This window comes from Arthrobacter sp. B0316-1-20 (genome assembly GCF_059091865.1).
This window is the reverse complement of record NZ_JBNHHC010000021.1, coordinates 59,213-74,577: the sequence shown is the minus strand read 5'-3', so window position 1 is coordinate 74,577 and position 15,365 is coordinate 59,213. Positions and strand designations below refer to the sequence as shown.

Sequence of the window (15,365 nt, the reverse complement as noted above, 5' to 3'; positions counted from 1 at the left end):
TCCACCGGGCGCCGGAAGGATACTGTGCTCAGAGTCATTGGCAAACGCCTTGCGTTGCTCATCCCTACGCTCATCGGGCTCTCGCTGCTGCTCTTCCTGTGGGTGCGCAGCCTGCCCGGCGGCCCGGCCACCGCACTGTTGGGCGACCGTGCCACTCCCGATGCCGTGGCACGGATCAATGAGCTCTACGGCTTCGACCGGCCGTTGATCGAGCAGTACTTCGTTTACATGGGGAAGCTGCTCCAAGGTGACTTCGGCACCTCGATCCTGACCGGCCGGCCGGTGCTTGAAGAGTTCGGCAGCCGGTTTCCGGCGACGCTTGAGCTGACCGTCGTGGCGTTGATCTTCGCCGTCGGAATCGGAATTCCGCTGGGCTATCAGGCAGCCAAGAATTATGGGAAATGGCCGGACCATTCCTCGGTCGTCCTGTCCCTGATCGGCATCACCGTGCCGGTCTTCTTCCTGGCCTTCATCCTCAAGTGGCTGTTCGCCATCAAGCTGCCCTGGTTCCCCACCGACGGGCGGCAAAATCCGCGCATCGATGCAACGCATGTGACCGACTTCTACGTGTTGGACGGCATCCTCACCCGCGAGTGGGACGCAGCATGGGACGCGTTCATGCATCTGATCCTGCCCGGCATCGCCCTGGGCACGATTCCGTTGGCCATTATTGTCCGCATCACCAGGGCCTCCGTGCTGGAGGTCCAGAACGCCGACTACGTCCGCACGGCCAGAGCCAAAGGGCTGCAGGAAAAGACCATCCGCAACCGCTTCGTGCTACGCAATGCCATGCTTCCGGTGACCACCACGATTGGACTGCAATTGGGACTGCTGGTCTCCGGCGCGGTGCTGACCGAGACGGTCTTCGCCTTCAGCGGGATCGGCAGGTTCCTGCGCGACGCGATCTTCAATCTGGACTATCCGGTACTGCAGGGGTTCATTATTTTCATTGCCTTGATCTATTCACTGATCAACCTGCTGGTGGACGTTTCCTACAGCATCATCGACCCGAGGGTGCGTGTCTGATGAGCACAACTCTTCCTCCCCAGCCCGGCGGCGATACTGACGTCGCCGCTCCGGTGCCCGTCGTCCGCGACAGTGGCGGCACGAGCCTCTGGAAGGACGCCTTCCGCCGGCTGCGCAAGAACCCGCAGGCCATCGCCGGCGCCGTCATTGTGGGACTGTTCCTGCTTGTGGCGCTTCTGGCCCCGCTGCTGGCCCGCTACGGCGGCGAAGAGCTGCCCGGCCGCACCTACATCACGCCCACCCATATCCCCGGATTCGGCGAAGTGGAAGGCTTCCCTCTGGGGCTGGACCGCTTTGGCGGCGACCTTCTGAGCAAGCTGATCTGGGGCGCGCAGGCGTCGCTGATCATCGGCGTCATGTCCACGGCCATCGGACTGGCCGGCGGCATGCTCTTGGGCATCATTGCCGGCGGCGTCGGCGGCAAGATCGACAACCTGATCATGCGGGCCGTCGACATCCTGCTCTCTGTGCCGAACCTGCTGCTGGCAGTGTCGATTGCGGCCATCCTGGGCCAGGGTGCCTTCGCGGTGATGATTGCCATCGGCGTCGCGCAGGTGCCGATCTTCGCACGGCTGCTGCGCTCGTCGATGATCTCGCAGCGCAGCGCTGAATACATGCTGGCGGCGCAGACGCTGGGCCTCAGCCGAGGCGCCATCATCATGAACCACCAGCTGCCCAATAGTTTGGGCCCGGTGATCGTCCAGGCCACGCTGACCCTGGCCACCGCGGTGATCGATGCCGCCGCCCTTTCCTTCCTGGGCCTGGGCGGCGGGAGGCCACAAACCGCCGAATGGGGCCGGATGCTCACCTATGCGCAGGCCGAACTCGGCATCGCCCCGCAGTTGGCCTTCCTGCCCGGCCTCTGCATTGCCATCACCGCACTGGGCTTCACGCTGCTGGGCGAATCGCTGCGCGAAGCCTTGGATCCGAAGACCCGGGCCAAGTAATCCCACGGCGCCTGCGGCCCCTTGGCTGAAGTGGTTCAGCCGGCCGGAGTTGCCGGCGGCTGCCCTCCGTTGCGGCGCCGCTGGCGGGCCATATGCAGCATGGCCGCAAAGCCCGCGATGAAGAATAGTTCCAGCACCACCAACAGCCAGACGGCGCCCCACTGGCCCTGCCCCACGAAGATGATCGCGCCGAAAGCCAGCAGCACGGTGCCGATCAGCAGCACGAAGACTGCGAAACCGGTGGCGACGGCGGCGCTTCTCACGCCCGTCCGGAAGCCGAAACCTTCCGGCCGGTGATCTTCTGGCTCCGGGTTGGAGCCGGGCTTGGCTGGCTCAGGACGCAATCTCCGGATCCTCCGCGTCGATCTCCAGTTCGTTGCTCGGTATGGAGGCCAGCAGCCGCCGGGTATAGGGGTGCCGCGGATTGGTGAAGACTTCCTCCGAGCTGGCCGCCTCGACGAGTTCGCCGTCCTTCATCACGCAGACGTAGTCGGAGATCAGCCGCACCACCGCAAGATCATGCGAGATGAAGAGGTAGCTCAGCCCCAGCTCCGACTGAAGGTCGCCGAGCAGCTTCAGGATCTGGGCCTGGACCAGCACGTCCAAAGCCGACACCGGCTCGTCGCAGACAATCAGGTCCGGCTTCAGTGCCAACGCCCGGGCAATCGCGACGCGCTGGCGCTGGCCTCCGGAAAGCTCGGACGGATAGCGGCGCAGCATGCTCTGCGGCAGGGCCACCTGATCCATCAGTTCACGGACCCGGGCAGCGCGTTCCTTGGCGTTGCCGCGTTTGTAAGTGGACAGCGGCTCGTCCACGATCCGTTCGACCGTGAACATCGGGTTCAGCGAGGAATAAGGATCCTGGAACACCGGCTGCACCCGCTGCCGGAATTCCCGCAGCTGCGGCTTGGACAGGGTGGCCACATCCATGCCGTCGAAGGTCATAGTGCCGCTGGTCGGTTCGATCAGCTTCAGGAGCATCCGCGCCGTGGTGGTCTTGCCGGAGCCCGATTCGCCGACGATCGCGACGGTCTGTCCGCGCGGAACATCCAGTGTGACGTTCTTTGCGGCATAGAAATCCTCGGCCTGTCCGCGAATCTTGTACACCTTGGTCAGGTCGCGCAGCTCCACGATGTTGTCTGCGGTCCGGGTTCCGGTTCCAGCGGGTGGCCCGGCCACCGCTTCAGCCACGGGCCGGGCGGCGGCGTGCTCCGCCAAGGTAGACGCCGCGTAGGAGGGTGCTCCGGCGTCGTGGTGGAAGACCTTCTCGGCACGATCCGCCCGCGTCTCCGGGCTGGAGATAAAAGCGCCCGGCAACAGGCGCACCGCCGCCACGCTGGGCGCCGCCTTCACCAACGACTGGGTATACGGGTGCTGTGGGTCCTCCAGCAGCTGCCGTGCCGGCCCGGCCTCCACCACCGTGCCCCGGTGCATCACCACCAGTTCGGCGGCCCGTTCGGCTGCCAGCCCCAGATCGTGGGTGATCAGCAGCACGGCCGTCCCCAGTTCCTGGGTCATCGAATCGATCTGGTCCAGGATGGTGCGCTGCACGGTCACGTCCAGCGCGGACGTGGGCTCGTCGGCGATCAGCAGCCGCGGCTGGCAGGCCAGGCCGATCGCGATCAGGGCGCGCTGGCGCATGCCGCCGGAGAACTCATGGGGGTACTGCTTGGCACGCTCCTTGGCGTTGGGCAGCCCCGCGGCCTCCAGCACCTCCACCACTTTCCGGTCAACATCACGCCTGGTCGCCATGCCGTGCACCAGCAGGGTCTCCGCCACCTGCGAGCCGATCTTGGAGACCGGATTCAGGTTGGACATCGGATCCTGCGGGACCAGGCCGATCTGGCGTCCGCGGATGGCCCGCATCCGGTGCTCCGGCAGCCCCACCAGCTCCTGGCCGTCGAAGCGGATGCTCCCGGCGGTCACCCGGCCGTTGCCCGGCAGCAGTCCGATCAGGGACATGGCTGTGGTGGACTTCCCGGAACCGGACTCCCCCACGATCGCCAGCGTCTGGCCCTGTTCCAAGCGTAGCGAGGCGCCCTCCACGGCGGCGACTTCCCCGTAGGTCGTGCGGAACGTAACGGCCAGGTCGCGGACCTCGAGCAGCGCTGCATCGTCGGCATGTTCGGTCATGAGTCCATCCTGCCCCATCAGGAGCCGGATGTGGCCTACCTCTCATCGGGAATTCGGCGCTCAGGCGCGGGACCGGCGTCGATTAGACTTGAGGATCATTCCCGCCCTGCCCTGAGGAGCCCGAAGCGTGACACCACTTCCCGCGCGCCGCACCGTGCTGCAGGCCGGCGCAGCGGCAGCGGCTGTGTTGCTCGCCGGCTGCACCTCGGGACCCACCCGGCCCCTCCCGACCACGACGACGGCCGGCCCGCGGACGGCATCGCCCGAGGACACCACCTTCTCCATGGGCATCGCCGCCGCTCCGGTAACCCTGGACCCCGCGCTGGCACTGGACACCGAGTCGTACCGCGTGACCCGGCAGATGCTGGAAACCTTGATCGGCGTGGATCCGGCGACCGGTGTGCCGGCGCCGCGGCTGGCCGTGGAATGGACCGAGCTGAACGACGGCCGCTCCTATCGCTTCAAGCTGCGCCAAGGCGTCACCTTCCACGACGGCACCGCATTCGACGCCGAAGCGGTCCGCACCAATTTCGAACGCTGGTACCGGCTGCCGAAGGGCGCCCAGCCGGTGGAAGGCGGACTGGCCTTCCGGTCGGTCTTCGGCGCGTTGGCCGATGACGAGGGCGAATCGCTCTACGCAGGCTGTGACGTGGTGGGGCCGCTGGAGGTCCAGCTGAACCTCAGACGCCGGTTCACCGGGCTGGTGGCATCGCTGGCCATGCCGGCCTTCGCCATTTCCTCGCCGGCCGCGTTGAAGTCGGGGGCGGCCGACCGGCTGACCGAGGAGCGCAGCGGCAACAAAGTCTCCCGCTACGGGCTGGCGCCGGTAGGCACCGGCCCGTTCGCCTTCGCCAACTGGGAGCAGGACCGTGTGGTGCTCTCCGCCTACGACGGGTACTGGGGTGCGGCCGGAGACGTGCGCACGGTGGTCTTTAAGACGCTGCCGCATCCGGCCGCCCGGCTGCGCGCACTGGCCGCCGGGGACATCGACGGCTACGACCTGGTCACCCCGGCCACCTACGCGGACTTGGTCCGGGCCGGCATGCAGGTCCTCCAGCGCGACCCGTTCTCGGTGGCCTATCTGGGCATGAACCAGGCTGCCGACGGGCTGAAGGACATCACCATGCGCCAGGCCATCGCCCATGCCATCGACCGGAAGACGCTGATCGACAGCTTCTATCTGCAAGGCACCACCGAGGCCAAGCAGTTCATCCCGCGCAGCCTGGGCGTAACCAACGAGACCATCCCGTATTACGAGTACGACCCGGAGCGTTCGCGGCAGCTGCTGGCCGAGGCCGGGTACGACGGCGCTGAACTCACCTTTTACTACCCGCTAGACGTCACCCGGGCCTACCTGCCCACGCCGGAGAAGGTGTACGCGGAGCTGAGCCGGCAGCTCACCGCCGTCGGAATCACTATCAAGCCGATGCCGGTACCGTGGGACGAGGGCTATCTGGAAGCGGTGCAAGGCACCGACGACCATGCCCTGCATCTAGCCGGCATCAGCGGGAGCTACCGCGACCCGGACAACTTCGTGGGCCCGCTCTTCGGCAGCGAGTCGCTGGAGTTCGGCTATGACAGCGCGCAGATCCGCAGCAAGATCGCCCGCGCCAAAACCCTGCCTGAGGGCGAAGACCGCGTGGACGCTTACTACAGCATCAACGAGCAGTTGGCCCGCGCGGTCCCCGCCGTGCCGCTGGCGTTCCCGATTTCGGCGTTGGCCATGGGGCCACGGGTGCAAAGTTACCCGGCCAGCCCGATGCTGGACGAGGTCTACAACCTGATTCAGCTGGTCCCGGCCTAGACTGGGTGAAGCTGCTGCCGCAGCGGCTTACCGTGCAGTTTCCCTGCTGCTTCACTACGGCATCCCCGCTGCGTCTGTCTATTGGGTCACAACGGAGACGGCAGATTTTAGTCTCGCTGTGGCATCGCGCTAGGCTTCTCAATGCTGGCAAAGCTGCTATTGGAGATTGAAGTTGACTGCAAACACCCCCTCGGGATCATCCAACAACGTCGACGTCGCGCTGATTGGCGGCGGCATCATGAGCACCACCCTCGGCTCCTTCATCAAGCAGCTGCAGCCTGACTGGAGCATCAGCCTGTTCGAGAACCTGGACGAGGTGGGCATGGAAGCCTCGGACCCGTGGAACAACGCCGGCACCGGGCACGCCGCACTCTGCGAGCTGAACTACACCCCTGCCGCTGCTGACGGGTCCGTGCCCACCGCCAAGGCCGTGGGCATCAACGAGAAGTTCCATGTGTCGCGCCAGTTCTGGTCGCACATGATCCGCGAAGGCAACATCTCTTCGCCCAAGGAATTCGTCAACCCGCTGCCGCACATGAGCTTTGTCTGGGGCGATGACCACGCGGACTACCTCAAGCGCCGCTACGAAGCGCTGAAGAACGAACCGCTGTTTGACCAGATCGAGTTCACCGAAGACCACGCCACCATCAACGAGTGGACCCCGCTGATCATGGGCGGCCGCGACCCGCAGCAGCGTGTGGCAGCATCCCGCGTCATCGGCGGCACCGATGTGGACTTCGGCTCGCTGTCCCGCAAACTGGCCAGCTACCTGGTGGCCAACGGCGTCGAACTGAATTACGGCCACCGCGTGCTGGACGTCTCCCGCAACACCGACGGCCGCTGGACGCTGGAAGTCAAGAACAACGCCACCGGCGAAAAGACCAAGGTCAACGCCCGCTTTGTCTTCATCGGCGCGGGCGGCGGCGCACTGCACCTGCTGCAGCGCTCGGGCATCCCCGAGTCCAAGGGCTTCGGCGGCTTCCCGGTGTCCGGCCAGTTCCTGCGCTGCACGGACGAAACCGTCATTGCCGCGCACAACGCCAAGGTCTACGGGCAGGCTTCCGTGGGCGCCCCGCCCATGTCCGTGCCGCACCTGGACACGCGCTTCGTCAACGGCAAGCGCTCCCTGCTCTTCGGCCCGTACGGCGGCTTCTCGCCGAAGTTCCTGAAGACCGGATCGTTCTTGGACCTGCCGCTGTCCGTGCGCCCGTCCAACCTGGTCCCCATGCTCGCCGTGGCCAAGGACAACTTCGGCCTGGTCAAGTACCTGGTCACCGAGGTGCTCAAGACCCGCGAGGGCAAGAACAAGGCCCTGCGTGCTTTCCACCCCGAGGTTGCGGGCGACCAGTGGGAACTGATCACCGCCGGCCAGCGGGTCCAGGTCATCAAGAAGGACGCGAAGAAGGGCGGCGCCCTGCAGTTCGGCACCGAGATGATCGCCTCCGCCGACGGCAGCATTTCCGCGCTGTTGGGTGCCTCTCCCGGAGCTTCCACCGCGGCGCCTATCATGATCAGCCTGCTGGAACGCTGCTTCCCGCTGGAGTTCAAGGGCTGGGAGCCCAAGCTGAAGGAAATGATCCCCGGCTACGGCGCCAAGCTGAACGAAAACCCCTCCTTGCTGGCCGAGATCACCGCCGACACCAACAAGGTGCTCGAGCTCGCCTGACTCCGGTCCCGTTGCGGCGGCCCGGCCCTGACAAACTAAGCTTCAACCCATGCACAAGCTGGCAACGCTGTCCTTGGCGAACCGGGCGCTGATCGCGCTGATTACGGTCTTTGTGGCCGTTTTCGGCGTGATTACCATGGGCTCGCTGAAGCAGGAACTGATCCCCTCGCTGGAGTTTCCGCGGGTCACTGTGGTCAGTTCCATGCCCGGCGCGTCCCCGGAAGTGGTGGACAAGCAGGTCAGCGAACCGCTGGAGCGCGCGCTCACCGCCGTGGAGGGCCTCGAGTCGTCCTCGGCGGTGTCGCGCACCGGGTTCTCCACCGTCAACCTTACGTTCGTCTACGGCACCAATCTGGACCGTGCACGCAGCCAGGTGGACCGCGCCATTTCCAACGTCCGCCAGCAGCTGCCCGATGACGTCTCGCCACTGTCGCTGGCCGGCAGCATCGACGATTTCCCCATCGTCTTCATGGCGGTCTCTTCCGACGTGGACCTGAGCGAGCTGAGCACCGAGCTGACCCGGCTGACCGTGCCCCGGCTGCAGAACATTGCCGGCGTGCGCGGCGCCGAGGTCTCCGGCGGCCCCGGCCGGCACATCGCCATCCTGCCCGACGACGAGGCCATGGCGAAGGCCGGCGTCGGCGTGTCCGCGCTGGTCGACAGCCTGGCCAGCAGCGGCGGGCTGGTCCCCGCCGGGGCGGTGCAGCAGGACGGCAAGAGCCTCTCGGTGCAGATCGGCAGTCCGCTGGACAGCTTGAAAGCCATCGAAAACCTGCCGCTCGCCCCGGCTGAACCAAGGACGGCGGAGCAGCCTTCCGCTCCTTCCTCACCGGGGGCGGCGGGGCAGGCTCCGGGACAGTTCCCCGGCCAAGGCCAGCCAGCTCCGCCCGGTAACGCCGCGGACCAAGGCCAGGTTCCGGTCCCTGACACCGTGCCGGGCCAGGCACAGCCCGGCCAGCAACCGGAGGCCACAAGTGCAGCCCCGGCCACCATCGGCGACGTGGCCAAAGTTTCCCTCGCGGACGACGAGCGGACCTCGATCACGCGGACCAACGGAGAACTAACGCTGGCGCTGGCCGTCACCAAGACGCCGGACGGCGACACGGTGACCATCTCGCATGCCGTCAAAGAGATGCTGCCCGAGCTGGAGGCGGAACTGGGCAACGGCGCGCAGATCACCACCGTGTTCGATCAGGCCCCGTTCATTGAAAAGTCCATCAAGGACCTGACCACCGAGGGCCTGCTGGGGCTGGGCTTCGCGGTGTTGATCATCCTGATCTTCCTGCTCTCCGTGCGCGCCACGCTGATCACCGCGATTTCCATCCCGCTGTCACTGCTGGCCACGTTCATCGGCCTGAATGCGCTGGGCTACTCGCTGAACATCCTCACCCTCGGCGCGCTGACCATCGCCATCGGCCGCGTCGTGGACGACTCGATCGTAGTGGTCGAGAACATCCGCCGGCACCTGAACTACGGCGAAGCCAAGCGAGACGCCATCCTGGCGGCCGTGCGCGAAGTCGCCGGTGCAATCACCGCTTCCACGCTGACCACGGTGGCGGTCTTCCTTCCCATCGCCTTCGTCGGCGATCTGGCCGGTGAACTGTTCCGCCCCTTCGCCGTCACGACGGCGCTGGCGTTGCTCGCCTCGCTGGCGGTGTCGCTGACCATCGTGCCGGTGCTGGCGTACTGGTTCGTAAAGTCGCCACAGCCGCAGTCGCGCCCCGACGCGCTGGCGGTGCGTGAAGCGGCTTCGGAGAAAGAACGGCGGTCCCTGCTGCAGCGCGGCTACCTGCCGGTGCTCGCGGGCACACAGCGGCACCCGGTGGTCACCACCCTAGCGGCCCTGCTGGTGCTGGCCGGCACCGCTGCCATGGTTCCGCTGATGCAGACCAATCTGCTGGGCGACAGCGGCCAGAACAGCTTCAGTCTGCGGCTGCAGATGCCGGCCGGGAGCAGTTTGGAGTCCACCGATAAGGCGTCGGTGCCGGTCGAGAAGCTGCTGGCAGGCATGGACGGCATCCAGGACGTCCAGGTCACCATGGGCAACGCCGGCGGCAGCGTCGGCACGTTCCTTTCCGCAGGTGCCTCGGTGGCCCAGTACACCGTGATCACCGAGGAAGGCATCGACCAGGCGGCGCTGCGCGACAAGGTGCGCTCCGCCGTCGAGGATCTGCCCGGTGACGCGACGTTCACGCTGGGCACGCAGGGCGGTGGCTTCGGCACCTCCAGCACCGTGGATGTGGAGATCTCCGCGAGCGAGCCGGGCCAGTTGCAGGACGCCTCCGACCAGCTGGTGGACCGGCTGGGGGCCTTGCCGGGAGCCGCGGAGGTGTCCAGCAACCTGTCGGCGGCCGAACCCGTGGTGCAGGTGTCTGTGGACCGGGCCAAGGCCGTGGCTGCCGGCCTGGACGAGGAACAGGTCGCCGGCCTGCTGGCGTCATCGATCAGCCCGCTGCCTGGCGGCACCGTGCGGATCGGCACCACCGACTTCCCGGTGCTCATTGGCGAAGGCAGCGACTTCTCCAGCATCGAGGAACTGCGCGACGTCGAACTGCCGACGGCTGCCGGACCGGTGCCGCTGACCGATCTGGCCACGGTGAAGGAAACCGATGTGCCGACGTCGATCAGTGCCAGCGGAGGCGAACGCACCGCCGTCGTCTCCGTTACCCCGGAGGGGGACAATCTGGGTGCGCTCAGCTCAGAGGTAGCGGCGGCTCTGAACGGCACCGAACTGCCAGCCGGCGTCACGGCGAGCCTGGGCGGCGCGGCCACCCAGCAGGCCGAATCCTTCGCGCAGCTGGGCTGGGCGCTGCTGGCCGCCGTCGCGATTGTCTACGTGATCATGGTGGCGACCTTCAAGTCTTTGGTCCAGCCGCTGATCCTGCTGGTCTCCATTCCGTTCGCGGCCACCGGCGCGATCGGGCTGCTGGTGCTCACGCAGATTCCACTGGGGCTGCCGTCGCTGATCGGCATGCTGATGCTGGTGGGCATCGTGGTGACGAATGCGATCGTGCTGATCGATCTGATCAACCAGTACCGGCGCCCGCACGACGGGCAGCCCGGCATGAGCGTGGCGGATGCCATCACTCACGGTGCGCGGCGGCGGCTTCGGCCCATCCTGATGACCGCGCTGGCCACCATCTTTGCGCTCACGCCGATGGCGCTGGGATTGACCGGCGAAGGCGGCTTTATTTCGCAACCACTAGCCGTGGTGGTGATCGGCGGCCTGGTCTCCTCCACCGCGTTGACGCTGGTGCTGGTCCCGGTGCTGTACCGGCTGGTTGAGGGCAGGCACGAGCGCCGGGCGAGCAAGACCAATACACTCGAGGCAGAACTGATTCCGGCCGGGCGCTGACCCCGGCCGGTGCCGCGAGCCCCGGAAGGTGCAGTGCATGCCCGAATCTGACGCCGCGCACGCCGGCGCGCCCGGTAGGCTGGCCCGGGCCATTAGCGGGTTCGTGGACCGCCTTCCAGCGCCGGTGCGCAGGTACGGCCAGCAGATAGGCGGCTGGCAGCGGATCCAGCTGGCTTTCAAGACGGCCTTGGCGTGCGCCCTTGCCTGGCTCATCGCCCTGCAGATGCCCGGCGAGGTGGCTGACTACCCGTACTACGCCCCACTCGGTGCGCTGATCAGCATGTATTCCACCGTTGCGGACTCCTTGAAGACGTCCCTGCAGACGCTGGCCGGACTGCTGCTGGGTATCGGACTGGCCTGGCTCCTGCTGCTGACGGTTGGTCCGCACGTCCTGACCGTGGGCCTGCTGGTGTTCCTGGGCGTTCTGGTCGCCGGGCTGCCCCGGCTCGGCGCCGGGAGGGACTGGGTTCCGATGGCTGCGCTGTTCGTCCTGCTGGTGGGCGGCTCCGACGCCGGCGACTACTCGCTCGGTTACGCCGTGCAGATGGCGGTGGGAGTCCTCGTCGGCATTACCGTGAACTTCCTGCTGTTCCCGCCGCTGAACTTCAGCGCAGTGGGCCGCAGCTTGCAGCAGTTGCAATCCGACTTGGCGGGCCAACTGGAGGAGATGTCCGAAGCCCTGCTGGAGGACTGGCCGCCCGAACGCGAGGACTGGGCCTCCAACGGAGAGAACATTGTCCGGCTGGGCGAGCAGGTGCGGCAGGCCGTGCAGACCGCCGACCGCAGCCGCAAGGCAAACCCGCGGCGCAGGTTCCAGGACCGGGACCTGCAGGCAGACTGGAGCAATTTGCGCACGCTGGAACGGGCAGCGTTCCACACCCAGGACATCACCGATGTGCTCGGCGCGGTGATCTGGCACGATCACCTGCACATCCCCTCGCCCGTGCTGGAACCCATGTCCCAGGCGCTGGCTGCCACCGCAGAGGCAGTCAGGAGCTTGGCTGCCGAGGACCTGGAGGAGAAGCTGGACGCCGCCGGCGCGGCCCATCAGCAGCTGGTACAGGACCTGGTCGGTTCAGTCAGCACGGAAACCCCGGGCACCGCAGCCGGCTACATCGCGGTCAACCTGGACCGGATCCTGACCGCATTGCGCCGCCAGTTGGCCGAGTTCGCGGACCAGCAAGGCTGAAAGCTGGCCCGGGTCCTGCCTGACTGGGTGCCGACCGGCGACCCGGGCCCGTTTACTTTTCCGGCTGCGACTGGTGGGCAGGATTTCCGTGGAAGGGCGGGACAACGTTTGGTCCGCTGGTCTCCGGCAAGACCTGGGATCCGGAACGGCCGCCGCTGACCTCGGGCATATCCGGTACCGCTGGTCCCGACGGTTCAGCGCCGTTGCGGAGCGCTTCCATCCGCTGCTCAAGGACCTGGACAACCGGGAGCCGGTTACCGTGCTCCCGTTCATAGGCCAGCAGTTCGCCAACTTGATCTTCCGTGAGCCCGGTAATCCTGGTGGGCAGCGTCCCTTGGGGAATGTGGTCGTAATCCGGGAGAGGCAACGCGTTACGGTTCGGTGCGTCGTTCATTCATCCTCCTGACAACTGGGCCTGCTCGGACGGTTCCAAGGTAACAGCGCCTCGGATCCTTGGTAAGCCTTCGGGCCCGGATACCGGACGCTCGCGCCGGCTTTGCCGGGCAGGCAAGCCGCTGGCGTGGATTGTGGCGTGACCAGCCCCACGCCGCCGCGGGAATTTTCGACACCTTGCGGGCCGTTGAATCAGTGAATGCAAATGCATGTAAACTGTTTCCGAAGCAAGCACCACGAGAGGTAGATCATGGAACTCGGCGTATTCAGCGTCAGCGACGTCACCCTGGACCCGACCACCAACCGCATGCCCACCGAACGCGAGCGGATCAAGGCAGCGATGGCCATCGCGAAGAAGGTCGAAGAAATCGGCATGGATGTGTTCGCCATCGGCGAGCACCACAACCCGCCGTTCTTCTCGTCCTCCCCCACCACCCTGCTGGCCTACATTGCCGCGCAAACCGAGCGCATCACGCTCTCCACCGCCACCACGCTGATCACCACCAACGACCCGGTGAAGATCGCCGAGGACTTTGCCATGCTCCAGCAGCTGGCCGATGGTCGCGTGGACCTGGTCTTGGGGCGCGGCAACACCGCCCCGGTGTACCCCTGGTTCGGCAAGAACATCCAGGACTCGCTGGAGCTGACCGTGGAGAACTACGCCTTGCTGCGCAAGCTCTGGGATGAAGAGGTGGTCAACTGGCAGGGCAAGCACCGCACGCCGCTGCACAACTACACCTCCACCCCGCAGCCGCTGGACGGCGTCGCGCCCTTCGTCTGGCACGGATCCATTCGCACCCCGCAGATCGCCGAACTGGCCGCCTACTACGGCGACGGTTTCTTCGCGAACAACATCTTCTGGCCGAAGGAGCACTACATGCAGCTCATCGGCCTGTACCGGGAGCGCTACGAGCACTATGGCCACGGCACCGCCGACCAGGCCATTGTGGGCTTGGGCGGCCAGTTCTTCATGCGCAAGAATTCGCAGGATGCGGTCAACGAATTCCGCCCGTACTTCGACAACGCACCGGTCTACGGGCACGGCCCGTCGTTGGAGGACTTTACCGCGCAGACTCCGCTGACCGTGGGCAGCCCCGAGCAGGTCATCGAAAAGACCCTGGCCTTCGCCGACTACTTTGGCGACTACCAGCGCCAGCTGTTCCTGATCGACCACGCCGGTCTGCCGTTGAAGACCGTGTTGGAGCAGCTGGACCTGTTCGGCGAAGAGGTGCTGCCGGTACTGAAGAAGGAATTCGCCGCCCGCAAGCCGGCCCATGTCCCCGACGCCCCCACGCACGCCAGCCGCAAGGCCGCGCGCTACGCCAAGCAGGCTGCCACCGAGTCGGTGGCCAATGGCTGAATCCACCATCCCTGATATCAGGACGACGGCGGCTGCCTGGGAATCGCTGTTCCGCACCCAGGTGGCGGTCATGCGCCGGATGCAGCAGCTGCCCGAGTTCAAGAAGCTCGCGATGCGGGAGTACGACGTGCTCTTCAACCTGAGTCTGTGCCCGGGCGGCTGGAGCCGGCTGAACGAGCTGAATGAAGCGCTGCTGATCAGCCAGCCGAGCCTCAGCAGGATGGTGGACCGGCTGGAAAAGAAAGGCCTGGTACTCCGTCGCACGGCGCAGAACGACCAGCGGGGCATTGAGATCTCGCTGACCGACGAAGGCCGCGCGCTGCAGAAGGAAATCGGCCGCGAGCATGTGAAGCACCTGCACTCCATGCTGGCGCCGCTGCTCACCGAGGATGAATTCGGCCAGCTCCAGGGGCTGACCGACAAACTGCAAGCCGGACTGAAGAACGACTGACCCGAGCGAACCAGCGCTGCGTGCGCCCGGCGCCACAGTGCTTGGCTGCAGGCCCGCCGGGTGAGTAGGTGCAGGGGAAAGGCCCGGTTGCTGCCGCTGATGCGGCAGCAACCGGGCCTTAGTGCGCATGGCGTCCGCGAGCCGTGCCAGCCGCAAAGGTTCAGGCAGGACCGTCGTCGGAAATCTGCAACGTCATGATGATCTGCTGCACGGTCTTGAAGTGCTTGGTGGTGATGAGGCGCTCCGCCTCCGCGATCAGTCCGTACGTGTCCAGCAGGTCGGTCTTTTCGCCTGGCGCCGGCGTGCCGTGGCGCACTGCCGTGCCGAAGGAGTAGGTACCCACAGATTTCGGGCCGTCGACGGTGTTTTCCACGGTGCAGGCCTGGAAACCGTCGCCGGCCGGCTTGTCAGTCAGCCCATACGAACCGAAGTACTTGTAGCCCAGCAGCGTCCGGTAAACGAACACCGGCTCCACGGTGTCAGCGGACTTCACGGCGGGCACCTTCGCCGGTTTGCTGAGCAGCACGCGCAGTTCGGTCACGCCGCCCGCCCCGCAGGTGGCCTTCGGCAGCTTCAGCCGGGTGTGCAGCTGGGCGGCCAGCTTGCCCGACGAATCTCGGATATCCAGATGCAGTCCGTGGTTTGAGGGTTGGCTGGGCTTGACCTGCCGCTGCACCACCCAGTCGGCGGGTAGCTCGAAGCTGAGCACGCGGCCGGGGTCGGTGTACACCTTCCAGCCCTCGATGGTGGCTTTGCGCACCGGCGCTTGCGGCGCCCCGGGTCCCGGGGTACCGCCGCCGCCCGCCACCGCCGCAGGTGACGCATCCGCGCTGGCCGAGGCACCGCCGTCGTTGGTTGGCAGCAGACCGCACCCGGAAACCAGCGCCAGGCAGAGGGCCGCAACAGCACCACGGCCCAGTACATTCCCTGTCCTCATGGCCTGCTCCCCCTCCGGTTAGGTTCCTACCGTAGCCACAGTGCTGACCGTCCGGTAGAGCTCCCCGTGCCGTGTCCCATTCGCCGCCTGCGGCGCGCAGCCTT

At 66.3% G+C, this 15,365-nt stretch carries 12 protein-coding genes; 8 read left to right on the top strand and 4 right to left on the bottom strand.

All coding sequences use genetic code 11. The features are described 5' to 3' along the window. Window positions 1–24: 24 nt before the first annotated feature. Both AC5RW2_RS27365 and AC5RW2_RS27360 read left to right on the top strand, forming a co-directional pair. Entirely contained in the window at window positions 25–1,026 is a 1,002-nt protein-coding gene (locus AC5RW2_RS27365; RefSeq protein ID WP_493949928.1) for an ABC transporter permease, read from the top strand. Continuing rightward, window positions 1,026–1,973 (top strand): ABC transporter permease, encoded by a 948-nt coding sequence (locus AC5RW2_RS27360; protein WP_493964298.1) that lies wholly within the window; start codon window positions 1,026–1,028, stop codon window positions 1,971–1,973. Before AC5RW2_RS27365 ends, AC5RW2_RS27360 begins: the two co-directional genes overlap by 1 nt. Window positions 1,974–2,008: 35 nt before the next feature. Here AC5RW2_RS27360 and AC5RW2_RS27355 read toward each other — a convergent pair whose 3' ends face one another. After that, a complete protein-coding gene (locus tag AC5RW2_RS27355; RefSeq protein WP_493964299.1) occupies window positions 2,009–2,317 on the bottom strand; it encodes a hypothetical protein in 309 nt (102 codons plus the stop codon). Then, a complete protein-coding gene (locus tag AC5RW2_RS27350) occupies window positions 2,307–4,106 on the bottom strand; it encodes a dipeptide ABC transporter ATP-binding protein (protein ID WP_493949925.1) in 1,800 nt (599 codons plus the stop codon). The genes AC5RW2_RS27355 and AC5RW2_RS27350 overlap by 11 nt, the downstream gene beginning before the upstream one ends. Window positions 4,107–4,233: 127 nt before the next feature. Between AC5RW2_RS27350 and AC5RW2_RS27345 the strand changes: the two genes are divergently transcribed. From AC5RW2_RS27345 to AC5RW2_RS27330, 4 genes are all read left to right on the top strand, one after another. Beyond that, window positions 4,234–5,910, top strand: a complete 1,677-nt coding sequence (locus AC5RW2_RS27345; RefSeq protein ID WP_493964300.1) for an ABC transporter substrate-binding protein — start codon at window positions 4,234–4,236, stop codon at window positions 5,908–5,910. A gap of 172 nt (window positions 5,911–6,082) precedes the next feature. Continuing rightward, the gene (locus AC5RW2_RS27340; protein ID WP_493964301.1) at window positions 6,083–7,576 is read left to right on the top strand and encodes a malate:quinone oxidoreductase; all 1,494 of its coding nucleotides are present in this window, start codon (window positions 6,083–6,085) and stop codon (window positions 7,574–7,576) included. A 49-nt stretch (window positions 7,577–7,625) separates the two neighbouring features. Next, entirely contained in the window at window positions 7,626–10,931 is a 3,306-nt protein-coding gene (locus AC5RW2_RS27335; protein WP_493964302.1) for an efflux RND transporter permease subunit, read from the top strand. A gap of 37 nt (window positions 10,932–10,968) precedes the next feature. Then, window positions 10,969–12,120 (top strand): FUSC family protein, encoded by a 1,152-nt coding sequence (locus AC5RW2_RS27330; RefSeq protein ID WP_493964303.1) that lies wholly within the window; start codon window positions 10,969–10,971, stop codon window positions 12,118–12,120. A gap of 52 nt (window positions 12,121–12,172) precedes the next feature. Here the strand turns inward: AC5RW2_RS27330 and AC5RW2_RS27325 are convergent, their stop codons facing one another. Continuing rightward, window positions 12,173–12,514 carry a DUF8129 domain-containing protein gene (locus AC5RW2_RS27325; protein WP_493964304.1) on the bottom strand — a complete coding sequence of 114 codons (342 nt, stop codon included), beginning with the start codon at window positions 12,512–12,514 and terminating at the stop codon, window positions 12,173–12,175. A 249-nt stretch (window positions 12,515–12,763) separates the two neighbouring features. Here AC5RW2_RS27325 and AC5RW2_RS27320 point away from each other — a divergent pair, with 249 nt between their 5' ends. Together AC5RW2_RS27320 and AC5RW2_RS27315 are read left to right on the top strand one after the other, a co-directional pair. Further along, on the top strand, window positions 12,764–13,873 hold the full coding sequence (locus AC5RW2_RS27320; RefSeq protein WP_493964305.1) for an LLM class flavin-dependent oxidoreductase: 1,110 nt from the start codon (window positions 12,764–12,766) through the stop codon (window positions 13,871–13,873). Next, a complete protein-coding gene (locus AC5RW2_RS27315) occupies window positions 13,866–14,324 on the top strand; it encodes a MarR family winged helix-turn-helix transcriptional regulator (RefSeq protein WP_493949919.1) in 459 nt (152 codons plus the stop codon). The genes AC5RW2_RS27320 and AC5RW2_RS27315 overlap by 8 nt, the downstream gene beginning before the upstream one ends. 160 nt (window positions 14,325–14,484) lie before the next feature. Here the strand turns inward: AC5RW2_RS27315 and AC5RW2_RS27310 are convergent, their stop codons facing one another. After that, a complete protein-coding gene (locus AC5RW2_RS27310) occupies window positions 14,485–15,261 on the bottom strand; it encodes a hypothetical protein (protein ID WP_493964306.1) in 777 nt (258 codons plus the stop codon). Window positions 15,262–15,365: the final 104 nt, after the last annotated feature.